Annotated in this window: 15 protein-coding genes and 1 tRNA gene; 6 read left to right on the top strand and 10 right to left on the bottom strand. The window is 63.3% G+C overall.

Annotation, left to right across the window (positions count from 1 at the left end; translation table 11 throughout):
- Positions 1–19: 19 nt before the first annotated feature.
- Entirely contained in the window at positions 20–1,252 is a 1,233-nt protein-coding gene (locus OSW16_RS09555; RefSeq protein ID WP_267822566.1) for an MFS transporter, read from the bottom strand.
- Between the two features lie 270 nt (positions 1,253–1,522).
- Between OSW16_RS09555 and OSW16_RS09550 the strand changes: the two genes are divergently transcribed.
- On the top strand, positions 1,523–2,671 hold the full coding sequence (locus OSW16_RS09550) for a M14 family metallopeptidase (RefSeq protein WP_267822564.1): 1,149 nt from the start codon (positions 1,523–1,525) through the stop codon (positions 2,669–2,671).
- A gap of 48 nt (positions 2,672–2,719) precedes the next feature.
- On the opposite strand, the gene OSW16_RS09545 is transcribed toward OSW16_RS09550, so the two are convergent.
- From OSW16_RS09545 to OSW16_RS09515, 7 genes are read right to left on the bottom strand one after another with little or no spacing between them, the layout of a single operon-like run.
- On the bottom strand, positions 2,720–3,691 hold the full coding sequence (locus OSW16_RS09545) for a spore coat U domain-containing protein (protein WP_241803282.1): 972 nt from the start codon (positions 3,689–3,691) through the stop codon (positions 2,720–2,722).
- A complete protein-coding gene (locus OSW16_RS09540; protein ID WP_267822561.1) occupies positions 3,688–6,033 on the bottom strand; it encodes a fimbria/pilus outer membrane usher protein in 2,346 nt (781 codons plus the stop codon). Before OSW16_RS09540 ends, OSW16_RS09545 begins: the two co-directional genes overlap by 4 nt.
- 60 nt (positions 6,034–6,093) lie before the next feature.
- Positions 6,094–6,870: a molecular chaperone gene (locus OSW16_RS09535; protein WP_267822559.1), complete on the bottom strand. Its 777-nt coding sequence runs from the start codon at positions 6,868–6,870 to the stop codon at positions 6,094–6,096.
- Between the two features lie 38 nt (positions 6,871–6,908).
- On the bottom strand, positions 6,909–7,412 hold the full coding sequence (locus OSW16_RS09530; protein ID WP_267822557.1) for a spore coat U domain-containing protein: 504 nt from the start codon (positions 7,410–7,412) through the stop codon (positions 6,909–6,911).
- A 9-nt stretch (positions 7,413–7,421) separates the two neighbouring features.
- The gene (locus tag OSW16_RS09525; RefSeq protein ID WP_241803278.1) at positions 7,422–7,955 is read right to left on the bottom strand and encodes a spore coat U domain-containing protein; all 534 of its coding nucleotides are present in this window, start codon (positions 7,953–7,955) and stop codon (positions 7,422–7,424) included.
- A gap of 19 nt (positions 7,956–7,974) precedes the next feature.
- The gene (locus OSW16_RS09520) at positions 7,975–8,511 is read right to left on the bottom strand and encodes a spore coat U domain-containing protein (RefSeq protein ID WP_267822554.1); all 537 of its coding nucleotides are present in this window, start codon (positions 8,509–8,511) and stop codon (positions 7,975–7,977) included.
- A 29-nt stretch (positions 8,512–8,540) separates the two neighbouring features.
- Positions 8,541–9,068: a spore coat U domain-containing protein gene (locus OSW16_RS09515; RefSeq protein ID WP_267822552.1), complete on the bottom strand. Its 528-nt coding sequence runs from the start codon at positions 9,066–9,068 to the stop codon at positions 8,541–8,543.
- Between the two features lie 264 nt (positions 9,069–9,332).
- Here OSW16_RS09515 and OSW16_RS09510 point away from each other — a divergent pair, with 264 nt between their 5' ends.
- The 3 genes from OSW16_RS09510 to OSW16_RS09500 are packed head-to-tail and all read left to right on the top strand — an operon-like array spanning position 9,333 to position 14,485.
- Positions 9,333–11,603, top strand: a complete 2,271-nt coding sequence (locus tag OSW16_RS09510) for an ATP-binding protein (RefSeq protein WP_267822550.1) — start codon at positions 9,333–9,335, stop codon at positions 11,601–11,603.
- A 15-nt stretch (positions 11,604–11,618) separates the two neighbouring features.
- On the top strand, positions 11,619–12,080 hold the full coding sequence (locus tag OSW16_RS09505) for a response regulator (RefSeq protein ID WP_012313696.1): 462 nt from the start codon (positions 11,619–11,621) through the stop codon (positions 12,078–12,080).
- A gap of 14 nt (positions 12,081–12,094) precedes the next feature.
- Positions 12,095–14,485, top strand: a complete 2,391-nt coding sequence (locus OSW16_RS09500; protein WP_267822548.1) for a hybrid sensor histidine kinase/response regulator — start codon at positions 12,095–12,097, stop codon at positions 14,483–14,485.
- Positions 14,486–14,608: 123 nt separating this feature from the next.
- Here OSW16_RS09500 and OSW16_RS09495 read toward each other — a convergent pair.
- Positions 14,609–14,683 (bottom strand) — tRNA-Gln (locus OSW16_RS09495).
- Positions 14,684–14,952: 269 nt separating this feature from the next.
- Between OSW16_RS09495 and OSW16_RS09490 the strand changes: the two genes are divergently transcribed.
- Positions 14,953–15,195: a hypothetical protein gene (locus OSW16_RS09490; protein WP_267822545.1), complete on the top strand. Its 243-nt coding sequence runs from the start codon at positions 14,953–14,955 to the stop codon at positions 15,193–15,195.
- A 105-nt stretch (positions 15,196–15,300) separates the two neighbouring features.
- A complete protein-coding gene (zapE, locus tag OSW16_RS09485; protein ID WP_267822543.1) occupies positions 15,301–16,386 on the top strand; it encodes a cell division protein ZapE in 1,086 nt (361 codons plus the stop codon).
- Between the two features lie 33 nt (positions 16,387–16,419).
- Here zapE and OSW16_RS09480 read toward each other — a convergent pair whose 3' ends face one another.
- Positions 16,420–18,309, bottom strand: coding sequence for a propionyl-CoA synthetase (locus tag OSW16_RS09480; RefSeq protein ID WP_267823929.1), 1,890 nt, complete (start codon positions 18,307–18,309; stop codon positions 16,420–16,422).
- Positions 18,310–18,420: the final 111 nt, after the last annotated feature.

Below are 18,420 nucleotides of genomic sequence, written 5' to 3'. Positions count from 1 at the left end.
AAGCCAGCCCACCTGCAGATCAAGGCTCGTGCCTGAATCGCCCGGCCACGTAAGCGAGAAGCAGCCAGCCTGACAGGCAAGAGGCTATAAAGCTCGCCGCCAGATTCGTTGCCAAACTCACCTCGCCTGAGGACGCCACCAGCAGGCTCACGCCCCCGCCACACGCAAAAAGCAATGTGTTGCTGACCGAGGCAGCAGTCCCTGCGCGATCGGGGTGCCGACTGAGCGCATAGGTGGTTGCAGCCGGGCGAACGATGGTCGTGCCGATGGTGCAGATCGTTAAGGGCAACACTAGTTTGATCAGCACCCGTTCATCGCCTGACAAAGCAAAGTGCAGAGCAACGCCCGCAGCGCCTATCAGGGCAAACCCACAACCAATCTGCGCCTGTGTACTCAGCCTTCGATTCAGCTTATTGGCAATGACACCGCCGACCATGTAGGCCAACCCATAGAGCAGAAACACCACGGAGAAGGCGAACTCCGTCAACCCTAGCCGCCCCATCAATAACAAGGGAGATACGACGACAAATGAAAAATGACAGGCAAATGCCAAACAGGAAAACAGCGAATACACAAGGAACGTTCTGTCTTTCAGCACCTGGCAATAGCCCTGCAATAAACCGCCTCGATAACGAGAGGCTCCAGTGTCCTCCAACAAGATAAAACAAAGTAACAGCACCCCTGTTGCCAGCATGACAAACACCTGAAAACTTGCCTTCCACCCGCCATAGTGCTGAAGCACACTGCCTGCCAACGGCGACAACGCAATAAAGACACCGCTTGCACTGGTCAGAAGGATTCGCATCGCATCGCGCTGTTGGCCACTGTAACTGTCCTGCACCAGCGCTTGGCTTAGTACGAAACAGCCACAGCCCATGGCCTGCAACAGGCGGAACACCATGAAGGTCTCATAGTGTACGGCGCGCAGGCACCCGATTGCCCCCCCGATGCCCAGCAGGAGCCCCGCGATCAGCAAGCGCTTTCTTCCCACGCAATCGGAAAGCGGGCCGATCACCGCTTGGGATAACGCCACACCCAGTGCAAATAAACTCACCGAATAGGCAATGCGTTTTGTATCGACTGCAAAATACTCAGCCATGTGCGCAACAGAAGGCAAAATCACATCGAGCGGGAATACACCCAGCAGACTAATAAGAACCAGCAAAATCGATAGGGCAGTAGTTTTAGCAGGCACGCCACAAACTCCGGTTTCTGACCACAGGGCGCTGAGCAGTACGCCGAAGCGTTGCATCACTTTTTCAGGCCATATACGAAACCACACCGGCAAGATACACAAGCGGAGTTGCTCAATGAAATATCCCAAAAACGTGTAGGACTTTTGAGCCCGACATCGTGCCGTTACGCCATTAGCCCCCGTCAGACCGCGTTCAAGTACTTGCGTACTCAAGCCAGCCATTAACTTTTCAACAACAGGAAATCATCGTGGGTGCTGTTTTTGTACACAGCCTCCCTCACGAGGGGTGTACAGTACCCCCACAACAAAGCCCAAGGAGCCACGCCAATGACCGTGACGCTGTCCCCTCTGCAAATCGACTGCGCTTTCGATTCCGGCAACATCCAGGTACTGGATGCCAGCAACCCTGCCCGGGTCCACCTGGCCATTCGCCCGGACACCCACAGCGGCCACTTCCAGTGGTTCCACTTTAAGGTCAGCGGCCTCACGCCCGGCCAGGTTCATCGCTTCAGCTTGGACAACGCCAGCGAGTCTTCCTACAAGAACGCCTGGGACGGCTACAACGCCGTGGCTTCCTACGACCAGCAAACCTGGTTCCGTGTGCCCAGCCAGTTCGATGGCAAGGCGCTGGCCTTTGAAGTGGAAGCCGCGCAAGAGCAGATCTGGTTCGCCTACTTCGAGCCCTACCCGCGTGCCCGCCACAACCAGTTGATCGAACGTGCCCAGCAGATTCCCGGTGTCGAGTTACTGGCCCATGGCCGTAGCGTGCAAGGCCGCGACATACCACTGTTGCGCGCAGGCGACGGGGCCGCAGGCAAGCGCAAGCTCTGGCTGATCGCCCAGCAGCACCCGGGCGAGCACATGGCCGAGTGGTTCATGGAGGGGGTGATCGACCGGCTGCAAAGCAATGACGCCATCGTCCAGCAATTGCTGGCCAAGGCTGACCTGTACCTGATTCCCAACATGAACCCCGATGGCGCCTTTCTCGGCCACCTGCGCACCAACTTCAAGGGCCAGGACCTCAACCGGGCCTGGCAGGACGCCAGCGTCGAAGCGAGCCCGGAGGTGTTCTTTGCCCAGGCGCAGATGAAGCAGTACGGGGTGGATGCGTTCATCGATGTGCATGGGGATGAAGAAATCCCGCATGTGTTCACGGCAGCCTGCGAGGGCAACCCCGGCTATACGACGCGCCTGGCCAGGCTGGAGGAGCAGTTCCGTAGCACCTTGTGCAGCATCACGCCTGACTTCCAGACCGTGCATGGCTATACCCGCGATGAGCCGGGGAAGGCCAATACGACACTGGCGTGCAATGCGGTGGGCATGGCGTACGACTGCCTGTCGCTGACCCTGGAGATGCCGTTCAAAGACCATGACGATGCCCCCAACCCGAAGACCGGCTGGTCGGGAGCGCGGTCCAAGGCATTGGCAGGGGCGGTGCTGGAAACCTTGCTGAAGATGGCTGACGACTTGCGCTGATCAGTGCAGGCCTTTTCTCGGGGCAAGCCCGCGGAAAGGCCTGCACAGTCAAAACTGCACATCGAGTATCACATTGTCGGTATAGGTCGCCGCCGGCGGTGTCGCCTGGTCGGTGTAGACCTTGGCGTTGTAGTTGAACACCTGGCTACCCGTGCCAGTCCCCGCCCCGGGGTTGACATTGGCATCGCTGCTCGAGCGCCGCGCGCTGCCCACGGCTCCCCACCGTACGGCGCCCGCGCTTTTGAAGATGTCGTAGGCCAGGTAGTTGTTGGCAGCAGACTTCATCCTCCGACGCCCGCCTGCTGCATTCTGTCCGTCATCCAGCCCGACCGTGTAGCTGCTGCCCTTGGTACAGGACAGGTTCACGCTCTGGTTCACCGTGCCGAACCCCGCCACTACCGGCGCACTGCCAAAGCTGATGGTGGGCGTCGATATCTGGCAGTCATTACTCACCGTCAGGCTCACCGTGAGGGTCTGGTTACCCGAACCCGTGTCGCGCCCCAGGCACAGATTGCCCAGGCCAATGCCTGAGCAGTAGTTCCAGACCCAGGCAAGGTTCAGCGTCTCGGTATAGACGCCAGCCGCCACGTTGGCGCCAACCGAAGTCTTCAGGTACACCGGCACAGACTTCGGGGAGTTGCCATTGAGCAGGCCCAGGGCGTCGATCAGGCCGTTGCGCGCGAAATCGAACTGGGCGCCGCGAGTGATGGGGTAGCTGGTCGTATTATTGGCATAGATCGTATAGGGGATGACATCCCCGGTCGGCCCCACCAGCCCGCTGGTAGCGGAGGTGATGGTGAGGTAGAAGTGGTCACTGCTCACTAGCAGGGACAACAACGACCCGGTGCACTGCAAACCCGCATTGGTGGTGGAGGCACTCTGGATGGCGGTGCGCACCAGGGTCGAGTTGACGGTGCCGAACGCCGCTGGTGCAGTGGCCACGGACGAACATAACGCCCAGGCCGACCCCGCCGGCAGCGCCAGCATGCCGATCAGCAGGCCGCGCAACCCCTTGCTCATCGGCACACCAGAGGGCCGATCAACGGGATCGAGCCTTCTGCCTGCGGCAAGTCGAATTCGACCTGACACTGCCCTCCTCCCTCCAACCTGACCTGCAGCTGGTTATGCGCCGAGAGGTTTTCCAGATAGACCAGCCCGTCCCAACCCACCACCGCCTGGCTGCCACTTTCACGGTGGCTGACCGTACTGCCCAGCTTGAGCGGCTGCTGGTTGCCATCGACCAGCTCGATGCTCGCCGCCAGCACGCGCTTGAGCGGGAATTCCAGCAAGTAGCCGCTGCCACGGCGCACCGCGACCCGCTGCTCCACCTGTGACGCGAGCACATCGGGCGGCAGATCCATGGGATCGATCTCGTACTTGCCGCGGTAGTAGCCGCTGCTGTACGGCACCAGCAGGTGGCCGTTGCGGTCGGTGCGGCCGATCTCCTGATTTTCGTAACGCACGGGCACATCGGCATAGCCGCCGGTGCTGACCACCACAAAGGCATCGTCGATACGATTGGCGGCAAACACCCCGGCGTCCATCCACACCAGCGAGCCGCTGGCGTCGGCCCAGCGGGTCATCTCACCGCTGCTGCCATACGCGCCGGCCTGCAATTGCACCGACTGCAGGCGCCAGGTGGCGTCCGCCTGGCGGTAGGCATCACGATCACCTCCGGTGGCGTAGCCAAGGTTGTAGCCGACACCGCCGCCCACCGGCACCGCGCGGCTGAAGTTGACCCGCTGCAGGTCCTCGCCTTCCTTGCTGCGCTCCATGCTCACCGCCAGGGTGCCGCTGAAGTCGATCGGGATCACCCATTGCGCCTGCACCGCCCACTGGCTGTCGCCGACCTCGCGGTTGGCCGACAGGTAGACACTGCTGTTGCCCCACAGCGGCTTGCTCCAACTGAGGTTGATCAGGCGGGTGCGTGAGCCGTCACCGGCGCGCACATCGAAGTAGCCCGCGCCAAGGCTGCCGAAGCGTTCCAGGTTGAGGCTGAGGGTGACCTGTTCGCTGCGCTGGCTCAATTGCAGGTCCGGGCTGTCGACCCGGCTCAGGTCGGCGTACGCATCATGGCGCTGCAAACGCTGATAGCTGAAACCGAAGGGCTGGCTGTTGTACTGATAGCCGAGGGCGACCTGGTGGCCCTTTTCACCGTCGTACTGGCTCTGGGCTACGGCAGCGTTCAGTACGCCGAAAGTGCCCAGTCGCACATTCGCGCCCAAACCGCCAAGCAGCAACGATTCTGCGGTTTCGACATGGCTTTCGAGGGTGAAGGCATCGCTGACGCCATGGCGCAGGCTGGCCGAGGCGACGCCAGGCCCGTAGCTGAAGTCGCGCACGGCATAGTCACGGCGCAGGCTGCCGGCGGCCATGGAGAAATCCGACAGGCCTTTTTGCAGCAGGCTGCTGGTGACGTAGAACGGCAACGTGGTGGACACCTGGCGCCCCAGGGCATCGGTGGTGACCACCACCGCCTCGCCGGCACCGTTGATGAACGGCACGTTGGTCAGGGTGTAAGGGCCAGGCTGCAACTCCGTGGTGCTGGACTTGTAGCCGTTGATGAACAAGTCCAGCGAGGTTGGCACTGCCGCCTCCCCCGCGAAGGCAGGCAACGGATACGTGACCAGGTCCGGGCGGGCGGCAAAGTCACGCGACAGTTGCAGGCCGCCCACCCGCACCGAACTGGTCCAGGGCAACGCACCGGTGACGAAGTCGCCCGCTTCGTAAGTCAGCAGGCGCTGCTCGTCGGTGAAGCGCCAGGTGGTGTCGTAGCGCAAAAAGCCCTGACGGCTGTCGTCGGCCGCAGCACCGTTGAACGACTGCCGCCACTGGCCGGTGGTGGCAAATGTGCCCCAACTGTCGAACAGGCGCAGCTCATTCCAGGCTGCCAGGTAAGTACCCCCCTCGTCGGTGTCGTTCAGGTACAGGTCATAGTTGAACAGCGCGCCGAAACTGCTGCGTGCATCGCTGGCCGGATACAGGTTACGGTCGCCGACCTGCTGGTCCGGGAGCCAGGCCGGTGGCACTTGCAGCAGCAGGCGCTGGTTCTGGCTGTCGTAGTCGCTGTGCAGGCCCGCGATGGCATCCAGGGCCACCTCGCCTTGCGGGTTGCCCGGCAGGGCGATGCCGGCAGCGCGCAACACCTGGCTGTCGAGGAACAGCCCTCCGGCGCGCTGCTGCACCGGCACCAGCTCAGCCCTGGGCACCTGGTTCACCAGCAGGTCCAGATACAGTGTGGCGTCGGCAATGGCGGCGGCCTCGGTGGGCGGCGGCGGCAGCTCGTCGGCCACCGCCAGGCCGGGGCCGATGAGCGCCAGCCCCAGGTACCAGCGGCGTGTCGCCCGCGCCAGCCATTTCACACACGCATTCCAACCATTGCCGGGTCCTCCCTGGCCCCTGACATTCATTCAATAGTGGCTTCATTGCCCTTGGCGGATCGCCTCGGCCACCTCCTGGCCATTCACCCTGCCCTTGAGTACGCCGCTGGCGTTCGGTGCAACCGGTGCCGGCCAGCGCATGCTGGCCCCGGGCAGTACATACCCCAGCAGGCCCTCGGCCAGTGGCCTTGCCTGGCCGCCCTGCTGTACCACCACATCGGTCAGCCGGGCATGCACCGGGCCGGTGTTGCGCAGTTCCACATAGGGTTTGCCCTGCACCGTCACCGGCCGCCAGCTCAGTTGCGGCTTGCCCACGCTGCTGGCGCTGCGCTTGCCTTGCGGATCCGGCTTGCCCCACAAACCTTCGCCATAGACGAACAACGGCACCGAATAGCGCATCTGCAGGCGGATGGCCGCAGTGGCGCCCTGGTTGGCGTTGTCCGTGGGCAGTGGCGAGGGAATTTCGTCGATGATGATGCGGTAGGCCTGTTCCTGGCCGGCCGGTGAACTGCCGGTGCGGGTGAGGCGGATCAGTTGTTTCTGGCCGGGGGCGATGGTCGCTACCGGCGGGCTGCCGATGATTTCCCGCTGGGCCTGGAACTGCTCCTGGTTATCGCCCTGTCGCCAGGCAAATACGCGTACCTGGAGGCTCGCCGGGGCGCTGCCGCGGTTCTCCAGCCACAGCGCACCGGCCTTCTGGTCAGCCTCCAGCACCGGGTCGATCGGCCAGATCAGCACTGAGGTGGCAGCCCCCGCCGGCAAGCTCGCCAGCAGCAATGCCCCGATCAAAACCCGCGCCCACTTCGCGCCTGCCTGCATACCGCTCTCCTTGATTGATTGTCAGGGGCCCGGTCGTTTCACCAGGTCACCGCCACTTGCACGACGTCGGTGTAAGTGCCGGCCGGCACAAGGCCGGTGAGCTGCGTGCGGCCATACACCGACAGCTTGATCGCCGTCGGGTCGCTGTTGTTCAGTGCCACGCTCTGGCCCACGGCGATGCTCTGGCTGTAGGCCGCGTCCTGGTACAGTTGGTAGGCCAGTAGCTGCGTGCCGCCGCCGCGCTTGAGGTAGCGCGTGCCGCTCACCGCGTTCTGCCCACCGTTCAGGCTCATGCTCAGGCTAACGCCGGGCGTGCACTGGAAAGTCACCGTGGTCCCGCCCAGGGACGTGCTGAGGGTCCCGGTCGCCAAGGCCGACTGGGTGCCGTAATCGAGCACGCCATACTGGCTGACGCCGCCCACCACCAGGCAGCCCGCGGTGATCGTCGCGGTGACCTGGAAGCTGCTGCTGGTCGCCGCATCCAGTGGCGTCGCCAACAGGATGCCCAGGCCTGCAAGGGAGCCACCCAGCCAATAGCGCATGGCTGCGGCTCAGAACGACAGCTCGACTGCCACCGTATCGGTGTATACCCCCGCTGGCAGGCCGGCCTTGCCGCGCGCCTGACCATAGAGGTTGACGGTCTGAGCAACCCCGGTGCTGGTCGGCAGCGTGATGGTGCCGTCGATGGCCAGCAGTTGGGTACGCCCAGTGTCGGTATAGAAGTCGTAGGGCACGAAGTTGCCGTTGCCGTCTGCCAGCGCCCGGGTACCGCCAGTCGAGGCACCGTCGTTGGCCCCCGCACGCACGCGGATGGCTGGCACCGTACCTGCGGAGCAGAGGATGCTCATCGCACCGCCGCCGCCACCGAGCACCTCGCCGTTGGCGGTGGTGAACAACGCCTCCTGAGTGCCGAAGCTGAGGGTACCGAAATTCAACCCCGAGGTGCCTGTGGTGCCATTGACCTGGCACGCCGAAGTCAAGGTCAGGGTGGAGTTGATGGTCCCGGTCACCGTGGCGGCCTGGGCGTGGCATGCCATCGCCAGGCCAAGGCCGGCGAGCATGCAGTGGGTGAGGTTCGTTCGCATCGGGGTCTCCTTGCGGGAATTACCAGTCCAAAGTCACTCTGAGCGTGTCGCGGTACAACCCGGCCGGCAGCGCACGCGGTTGCGCCACCACTACGCCGAAGATGGGGATGGGAATCTGTTCGGTGCTGCTGATGGTGAAGGCACGCGCCTGGCCGATGCCATAACGGCTATTACCGCCCGGGTCGAGCGCCAGTTGATAGGGGATCATTTCACGGCCATTGCTGAGGCGCCGGACGCCATCGCTACCGTTGAGGCCGCCGTTGATGCGCACGTTGAAGGCCCTGACCTGGGGCGTGCAGCTGATTTGCAGGCTGCCCTCGCCGTTCGCTTCGTCGACCCGGCTGCGCAGCGGCTGGTCCCAGTTCGGGCCACGCTCGCCGAAGTCCATCAGCCCAGGGTTGCCGAGCGTGGCCGGGGGCTGGTCGCCACTGCTGATCTGGCACGCGGCGCTGATCACCAGACGGGCCTGGATGAAGCCGGTGGTCGTGCCATGTGCTGCGCCGCTGGGCAATAGCAGCGGGCCCAGGCTGAGCAGCAGGATGGATGTACGGTTCATGGCATGACGTCCTTGTGCATGTTGGCTCGCTACCAGGTGACCGTGACTTTGAGCAGGTCGGCATACACACCGGCGTGCGGCACCCAGGCCAGCTTGTCGATACGTGCGTACAGCGGCAGTTCGACCGTCCCGCTGTCCGGCACGCGCGCGGCGTGGGGCTGGCCCACGATCACAGGCTCGCGCCAGGCCGCGTCGCGGTACAGGCGGTAGGGGATCGGCCGCGCCCTGGCGTCGCTGCTGGCCAAGAAGCGCAGTTCACCGGCACCACCGTGCTGGCCACCGTCGACACGCACCTGGTAGGGCGTATCGGGATTGCATTCCAGGCGCGGTGGCCGCTGGTTGAGCAGCTCTGCGCTCAAGGGCGTACCCGGCCCATCCAGGCGTGCGGCAGTGCCCAGGTCGAGCCGACCGAGGTCCTGCGCCCCCGCCTCGCGCTGCTGGTTGACCAGCATGCAGCCTCGCTGCACCTGCACGCGCACCTCCACGAGGAAGTCCGCTGCTACGGCACTGCCAGCCAACAGCAGGCCCCACAGCGTCACCACACAGCGTCCCGTCACTGACACGCCCCTTGTTTCAAGGTCCTGAGTCTGAGCGTAGCAGCCGGTGGCTGGCCCGTGGCCGCTGCCCGCCATTCTTTGGTAGTAACAACAAAGGGTTAGATGGCTGCCCTGTCACGGCCAAGAAATTTCCGAGCGGCATCGAACCCATGCCCGTCCAGCGCCTCCAATGGCCATAGGCCGGCAAACCTTTGCGCATTCTGTTACGGTGCGCAGCAGCCACCGAGCCCGCATCAGACGCATGCGCGCCATGCATGGACGAACATGACAGGAGCGTATCCATTGACGACCACAGACATCGCACTCGCCGAAGCCGTGGAACGCTGTGCCCAGGAGCCCATTCAGGTTCCCGGCAGCATCCAACCCCACGGTTTTCTGCTGGTGCTGGACGAACAGGACCTGCGTATCCTCCAGGCCAGCGACAATGTCGCCCGCTGGCTAGGCGTGCCCGCCCAAGAACTGCTGGGGTGCACCTTCGCCGACGTGGTCAGCGACAGTTTCGACCTGCGCGCCCATCTTGAGCGCTTGCCCGGGGATGACGTTTTCCCGTTCTACATCGGCGATGTGTACCTGCGCCAGGGCGCGCCCTTCAGCGACCGCCTGCGCCTGCTCACGCATCGCCATGACCAGGTGCTGATCGCCGAGTTCGAACCCGCTCGCCAGCCCGCGGGCCAGGCCCTTGAAGGCGACTATTACCCACTGGTACGTAGTTTTGTCAGCAGCCTGAACAACGCCGCCAGCCTGGAAGAGTTGCTGCAGCAGACCGTGCTGCAAATAAAGCAGATCACAGGTTTTGGCCGAGTCAAAGCCTACAGCTTCGATTCGGAAGGTAATGGCCAGGTGCTGGCTGAAGTGGCCGATGCCGGCTATCCCCGCTACCTGGGCCTATGCTTCCCGGCCTCGGACATCCCCCGCCAGGCACGGGAGCTTTATCGGGTCAACCGCATCCGCGTGATCGAAGATGCCAATTACCAGGCCGTGCCTTTGGTACCGGCGGCCAACCCGCGCACAGGCCAATCGCTGGACATGAGTTTTGCCGCGTTGCGCAGCGTATCGCCGGTGCACCTGCAATACATGCGCAACATGGGCACCCTGGCGTCGATGTCACTGTCGATCGTGGTCGATGGGCAACTGTGGGGGCTGGTGTCGTGCCATCACCAGCAACCTCGCCCGGTCGATCTGCGCACCCGCACGGCCTGCGAGCTGTTGGCCAGCGTGCTGTCGCTGCAGATCGAATCGCGTGAGTCCCACGCCAATACCCGAAAGCTGCTCGACCTGCGCCAGCACATCGTCCGGATGATCTCCTCGATGGCCGACCATGACAGCGTCAGCGAGGGCCTGCGCGCGCTGCCCGAGGTGCTGCTGGCGTTCGCCGGGGCGAGCGGCGCGGCGGTCATTTCCGCCGAGCGCTGCGACCTAATTGGCCAGACGCCACCGGCGGCGCAGGTCACTGCGCTGGTGCACTGGTTGGCCCAGCGCGATGACGAGACGGTGTTCCAGAGTGACAACGTGCGCCGCGACATCGACGAACTGCCCGAGCTGGCCGAGCATGCCGGTGGCGTGTTGGCGGTGGCCATTTCCCAGATTCATTCGCACTACCTGCTGTGGTTCCGCCCCGAGCAGGTACGCACGGTCAACTGGGCCGGGCGGCCCGATAAACAGATTGGCCCGCAGGGGGCGCTGAACCCGCGGCACAGCTTCGAACACTGGCAGGAACAGTTAAGCGGCTACTGCGAGCCGTGGGACCCGCTGACGATCGAAGGCGTGGTCGAACTGCGCACTGCAGTGCTCGGCATCGTCTTGCGCAAGGCAGAAGAACTGGCGCAGCTGGCAAATGAACTACGCCGCTCGAACAAAGAGCTCGAAGCCTTCAGCTACAGCGTGTCCCACGACCTGCGCGCACCGTTGCGCCATATCGCCGGCTACACCGAACTGCTCGGCGAAATCGAAGGCCAGGGCCTCAGTGAGCGCGGCCGGCGCTTTCTCAAACACATCGAGGAGGCCGCGCAGTTCGCCGGCAGCCTGGTGGACAACCTGCTGAATTTCTCGCAGATGGGCCGCTCGGCGCTGCGCCTGTCCGATGTCGACCTCAATGCCTTGGTCGAAGCCATTCGCCAGGAACTGGCGCCCGATTACGAAGGGCGTGAGATCATCTGGAACGTGGCGCCGCTGCCCAAGGTGATCGGTGACCCGGCCTTCATCAACCTGGCGCTGCACAACCTGATCGCCAACGCCATCAAATACACCCGTGGCCGCGAGCCTGCACGCATCGACATCGGCGCCCACCTGCACGAAGAGGAAATCGAAGTCTATATTCGCGATAATGGCGTGGGCTTCGATATGGCCTATGCGAACAAACTCTTCGGTGTGTTCCAGCGGCTACACCGCATGGAGGACTTCGAGGGCACCGGGATCGGCCTGGCCAGCGTGCGCCGGATCATCGAGCGTCACGATGGCCGAGTCTGGGCCCAAGGTCAGGTCGACCAGGGCGCCAGCTTCCATTTCACCCTTCCCCGTCATCCAGAAACAAACTGAGGCACCCGTACAATCATGCTCAAGCCTATCCTGCTGGTAGAAGACAACCCCAGGGACCTGGAACTCACGCTCCTGGCCCTGGAGCGTAGCCAGTTGGCCAACGAGGTCATCGTGCTGCGCGACGGCGCAGATGCCCTTGACTACCTGCTGCGCCGCAACACCTATGCCGAGCGCGCCGACGGCAACCCTGCGGTGTTGCTGCTGGACCTGAAACTGCCCAAGGTCGATGGCCTGGAAGTGCTCAGGGAAGTACGCGCCACCCCCGAACTGCGCAGCATCCCGACGGTGATGCTGACGTCCTCGCGGGAGGAGCCGGACCTGCTGCGTGCCTATGAGCTGGGGGTGAACGCCTACGTGGTCAAACCTGTGGAGTTCAAGGAGTTCGTTGCGGCGATTTCCGACCTTGGGGTGTTCTGGGCCGTACTCAATGAACCACCACCCGGCTCACTGCGCCTTAACCGGCGTGGCAGCAACTGAGGCCAACCGCAAAGATGCTGCCAACGCCGCTCAAATTACTGATGGTTGAAGACAGCTCGCTGGATGCCGAGCTTACCCTGCTGAGCCTCGAGCGCAGCGGCTTGCAGCTGCAATCGCAGCTGGTGTTCGACCATGTCGCCGCCGAGCACGCCCTGGGCGAAGCCAGCTATGACCTGATCCTGTGTGACTGCGTGCTGCCGGGCTCGTCCGGCACCGACGTCCTGGCCATCGCTCAGCGACTGGCGCCGGACACACCGTTCATCTTCCTTTCGGGCATTTACGGTGAAGAGCACGCGGTGGAGATGATCCGCCTGGGTGCCACCGATTATGTCCTGAAAAAGAACCTGCCGATGCTGCCCAAGGCAGTGCGCAGGGCGCTTACCGAAGTGCAGGAGCGCCAACGGCGGCGCCGTGCCGAGGAAGCCTTGGCGGATGTGGAGGCACGTGCACGGATCGCCATCGATGCCGCCGGCATGGGCACCTGGGATTTCCGTCCGCAGGAAGGGCTTTTGGTGTGGGATGCCCGCTGCAAGACGCTGTTCGGTCTGCCGGTGGACACCGAGATGAACCTCGATGTTTTCTATGCAGGCATCTACCCCGAAGACGTGCCCCGCGTACGTGAAGCGGTGGAATACGCCATGCGCCCGGACAGCGACGGGCTTTACCGGGCTGAATTCCGCATTGCCCAACCCAACGGCCTGGAACCGCGCTGGCTGCTCAGCAGTGGCCAGAGCCAGTTCGTCGATGGCCGCTGCACGCGCTTTTCGGGCGTGCTGCAGGACATCCACGCACAGCGCCTGGCCACCCAGGCGCTCAAGCAACTCAACGAAATGCTCGGCGAACGTGTGGAGCGGCGCACCCGCGAGCGCGACCGGGCCTGGGAACTGTCCCAGGACCTGCTCGCAGTGCTCAACAAAGACCTCACGCCGGTCGCCCTGAACCCTGCCTGGGAGGCCAGCCTGGGCTTCTCCCGCGAGCGCCTGAGCCAGACCTCGTTATTGCATCTGCTGCCTGAACCGGACCAGGAAGCGCTGCTGACCGAACTGGCCGCCCTCTCCCATGGCCGCACCAGCGCCCGCTTCGTCGGCCGCATCCAGCATGCGGGCGGTCAGTTGCGCTGGCTGTCATGGGTGGTGGTGCCGGAGGACACCCTGCTCTATGTGGTGGCCCGCGACATCACCAGCGAGCGCGAAGCGGCCGTAGGCCTGGCGGACGCCAACGAGCGCCTGCGCGAACAGATCGCCGAGCGCGAGCGCATCGAAGCGGCGCTGCAGCAGATGCAACGGCTGGAGGCGGTTGGCCAGCTCACTGCCGGTGTTGCCCACGACTTCAATAATCTGCTGACCGTCATCCTTACCGGCTCGAGCTTCCTCGAGCGTGACCTGGACAAAGGTGACCTGGAAAAAGCCCGCAAGCGCCTGACCCATATCCGCGAGGCCGGTGAACGCGGCGCCAAGCTGACCTCACAGTTGCTCGCCTTCTCCCGTCGCCAGCGTCTGGAACCGGTGCCTCTGAACCTCAACCGCACGTTGAGCGGCCTGGAGGAATTACTGCGCCGCACCTTGGGCGGGAGCATTTCTGTGCGCCTGGACCTGGACCACAGCCTGTGGCAAGCGCTGACCGACCCGACCCAGACCGAAATGATCATCCTCAACCTGGCGATCAACGCTCGCGACGCCATGCCCGACGGCGGCCAACTGACGCTGTCCACCCGTAATACGCGGATCAAGGCCCGCCCGCAGCGGCCGGAAGACCCGGAACCGGGTGAGTACGTGATGCTGAGCATTCGCGACACCGGCTGCGGCATGAGCGAAGAGGTGGTGGCCAAGGTGTTCGAACCGTTCTTCACCACCAAGGACATCGGCAAGGGCTCGGGCCTGGGGCTTGCACAGGTGTTCGGCTTTGCCAAGCAGTCGGGTGGCGGTGTGCGCATCGACACCGCGCCAGGGCATGGCACTCAGGTTGCCGTCTACCTGCCTGCAGTGAAGCATGAACGGGCGGTGGACCCGGTGGTCCCGGCTGCATCGCAGTCGGTCAGTGACACGGGCCGCGACCGCACGGTGCTGCTGGTGGATGACGACCACCTGGTGCGCGACATGCTCGGCGATGTGTTGCGCCAATACGGCTATCAGGTACGCCAGGCACACAGCGGCGAACAGGCATTGGCCCAGCTGGACGACGAGATCGACCTGTTGCTGACCGACTTTGCCATGCCCGAATTCAACGGTGCCCAGTTGGCGTTGGCCGCACGGGAACGGCATCCGCGCTTGCCGGTGGTGTTCCTGACCGGGTATGCCGAGCTGGAGGGCCTGGAGTTGCCGGACAGCCTGGTGATGCAGAAGCCGGTGCAGGCTGAGGAGCTGGCCCGCGTGCTGGATGAACTGCTGCGGGTGAACAGGCAGTAGGGCTTAAGCGCAGAGGCCATCGCCAGTACCCTGGCGACCGGCTTCTACGCACGCCAGACACGACGAAACCCAGCGCTGATGGTCATCTGCACTGAATCAAGAAGGTGTATTGCAAAGAGAAAATGGCAGGGGCGGCTGGATTCGAACCAACGCATGGCAGGATCAAAACCTGCTGCCTTACCGCTTGGCGACGCCCCTGTATCGGATGCAGCGTTAGCTGCTCTGACTTTTCCAACTGAGTGACAACTGGGTTGTTGTCTTGGAATGCGCGGCACTTTAACAACATTCTCTGGACGTGGGAAGCCCCTTTCGCAAAAAAAATGCTTTAAAACAGCAGGTTAGTGTTTTGCAGGCCTTTCACACGTACCAAAGTGACCATCCGTCGCATTTATACCGCCTCGCTTCAACACAATCGCATTCCGCCCTTCCAATCAGATAAGCAATTTGCATTGACCAAGGAGGATGCCATGCCTGTTTCCCACGACCTGTATCAAGACCTGCACTACCCCCGCGAAATCGTTCAGCAACGCCGTCAGCAAGACAAGACCCTCGACCGTCTGCTCGACGAATACATCGACATCGACAATCAGGTCCTTGCAGCTGAGGCGATCTCGGCCGGCAACTTTCAGGACGACGACCTGCGCCTGCTCAAGGAGCGCCGGCTGACCATCAAATACATGATCGAGCGCCAGTTGGAGCGCAAGGTTTGAGTCATCCGGCCAACTGATAAAAGCACCGCACTTTTTCTATTGGTTTAAAAGGCTGACCTCAGGCAAGCTGCGCGCTGACCTTCCTTTGCCCAAGGAGCTTAGCTTTTGTCTGCCTGGATCCCCTCCCCCCTGCGCCAACTGGGCCAACGCCTGCGCACCGCCACCTCCAACCAGAGCGAACTGCTCGCATGGTTCGAAGACAAGGCGCGTAGCCGTGGCTATCAGCTCAGCGACGGTCAGCGCCGGGTCATCCATGCCATGGCCGCGCAGCTTGCCCGCTTGCCAGGGGGCGAACCCCGCAGCCTGTACTTGTACGGCTCGGTGGGCCGCGGCAAGAGCTGGCTGCTGGACGGCTTCTTCCAGGCAGTGCCGGTCGAGGCAAAAAAACGCCTGCACTTTCATGATTTCTTTGCCCGCTTGCATCAGGGCATGCACCGTCACAGGCTGCTCGACGATGCCTTGGGCGCGACGCTGGACGAATTACTGGGCGACTGCCAGGTACTGTGTTTCGACGAATTCCATGTGCATGACATCGGTGATGCCATGCTGCTCACCCGCCTGTTCAATGCCTTGTTCGCACGTGGCATCTTCCTGCTGGTGACCTCGAACTACGCACCCGAGGGGCTGCTGCCCAATCCGCTGTACCACGAGCGATTCCTGCCGGTGATCCGCCTGATCAATGGCCGTATGGAGGTACTTGAAGTCGGCGGTGACACCGACTTTCGCAGCCTGCCGGCCAACCGTGAACACCAGCGTTTTACCCAAGGCCACTATGTATGGCCTGGCGATGCGACCCAGCGCCAGGCGCTGAAAGTGCCGGCCGCGCAACCGCTCACGCTGGAGGTGAACAAACGCAACCTTCGTGCACTCGTCAGTGACGGCAGGACGGTGATGTTCGCCTTTGACGACCTGTGCGAGCAGCCCACGGCGGTGATCGATTATCTGCAGCTTGCCCAGCAGTTCGATACCTGGGTCATCGACGGGCTGGATGACCTCTCGGAGTGCTCATTGGCAGCGCAACAGCGCTTCGTCAACCTGGTGGACGTACTGTACGATCAGGACTGCCAGGTGACGGTGATCGGGCAGCGGCCGCTGGAGGAGAGCCTGGGCGGCCACGTTGCCGACCTGATGCGCACCCGCAGCCGGCTGGGGCAGTTGCATCAGGTCGGCCCGCAGACGTTCCCCGGCTGAACACGCGCATTCGCCCGTTGGCCAGGCCAACGGTCAGCCTGCCCTGGGCAGATCCGCCAGCACCGCTTCGATCTCTCTGAGCACCGCCGGATCATCCAGTGTCGAGGGCGGCACATACGCCTGGCCATCGGCAATCTTACGCAACACCGCCCGCAGGATCTTGCCCGAGCGGGTCTTGGGCAGCCGCTTCACCAATCGCACCTGATTGAAGCACGCCAACGCGCCGATCTGCTCACGCACCTTGCCCACCAACTCCACCGACAGTTGCGCCTCGCCAATACCCTCACCGTCCTTGAGCACCACCAGCGCCAAGGGCACCTGGCCCTTGATCTGGTCATGCACACCGATCACCGCGCATTCGGCCACCGCAGGGTGGCACGCCACCAAGTCCTCCATCTCGCCGGTGGAGAGGCGATGGCCAGAGACGTTGATCACATCATCGGTTCGCCCCATGATGTAGACGAACCCGTCGTCATCCAGGTAGCCACCATCACCGGTGTGGTAGTAACCCGGGTAGGTCTGCAGATAAGCCTGCAGGTAGCGCTCATGATCGCCCCACAAGGTCTGGCTGCAACCGGGTGGCAGCGGCAGCGCGATGACGATGGCGCCCTGATGGTTGGGGCCCAGCAGGTGCCCAGCGTCATCCAGCACACGAACGTGATAGCCCGGCACTGCGCGGTTGCTCGAACCCGGCCGCGCCGCGCTGCCCTCAAGCCCCACGCACGGCGCGGTGACTGGCCAGCCCGTCTCGGTCTGCCACCAATGGTCGTGCACCGGCTTGCCGGACACCCGCTCCAGCCAATGGTGGGTACTTGAATCCAGTTTTTCCCCGGCCAGGAACAATTGGCGCAGCGAGCTCAGGTCATGTCGGCGGATCAACTCGCCATCCGGGTCCTCCTTGCGGATCGCCCGCATGGCGGTGGGCGCACAGAACAGGGCATTGACCCGATACTGCTCGACCACACGCCAATAGGCCGAAGCATCCGGGGTGCGGATCGGCTTGCCTTCATAGAACACCGTGGTGCAGCCGCTCATCAGAGGGCCATAGACGATCAGCGAATGGCCGACCACCCAGCCCACATCGGAAATGCCCCACCACACATCGCCCGCCTGCATGCCGTAGATATGGCGCATGGCATAACACAGGGCTACCGCGTTGCCACCGTTCTCACGCACGATGCCCTTGGGTTTGCCCGTGGTACCCGAGGTGTAGATGATGTACAGCGGGTCTGCCGCGGCCAGCTCGACTGCAGGCACAGGCTCGGCATTCATCAGCGCTTGCTGCCAGTCAAGGTCGCGCCCTGGCTGCAACTGGGCGCGAACCTGGGGCCGCTGCAGCACCAGCACCTGGCGCGGCTGGTGGTGAGCCAGTTGCAGCGCGCGGTCGACCAGCGGCTTGTACTCGATCACCCGGTCGAACTCCAGCCCGCAGGACGCCGTCAGCAACACGCTTGGCCGCGCATCATCGATACGCAGGGCCAGCTCATTGGCTGCAAAGCCACCGAACACCACCGAGTGCACTGCACCGATACGCGCGCAGGCGAGCATGGCCATGGCCGCCTGCGGCACCATCGGCATGTAGATGATCACCCCATCGCCTTTGCCAACCCCTAACTGGCGCAGCAACCCGGCCAGGCGCGCTACTTCGTCACGCAGCTGGTTGTAGCTGAACACCTGCTGCACGCCGGTCACGGGGGAATCGTAGATCAGCGCCGCCTGCTCGCCACGGCCCAGCTCGATTTGCCGATCGAGGGCCAGGTAGCAGCTGTTCAGGCGACCGTCGGCGAACCAGCGATGGGTGCCGTCGGGGTTTTCCTGCAGGGTCAGGGTGGGCTGGCGATACCAGGCCAGCTGTTTGGCCTGTTCGGCCCAGAAGGCAGCAGGGTCGGCAATGGAATGGGCGTAGTCGTGCTGGTAGGTCATGTCGATGGCAACCCGGTACTTGTTGTTATTGAAGGGCGAGCCTTGAGTATGGACCGCCACGCCCCGGCTGCCATGGGACTAAAGTCACAACGCATATGCAGATTTGCAGCG

Origin of the sequence: Pseudomonas putida (assembly GCF_026625125.1) — a bacterium.
Classification (GTDB): Bacteria; Pseudomonadota; Gammaproteobacteria; order Pseudomonadales; family Pseudomonadaceae; genus Aquipseudomonas; species Aquipseudomonas putida_X.
Note: the sequence above shows the minus strand (reverse complement) of the source record. Positions and strands in the feature narration are given on the sequence as shown.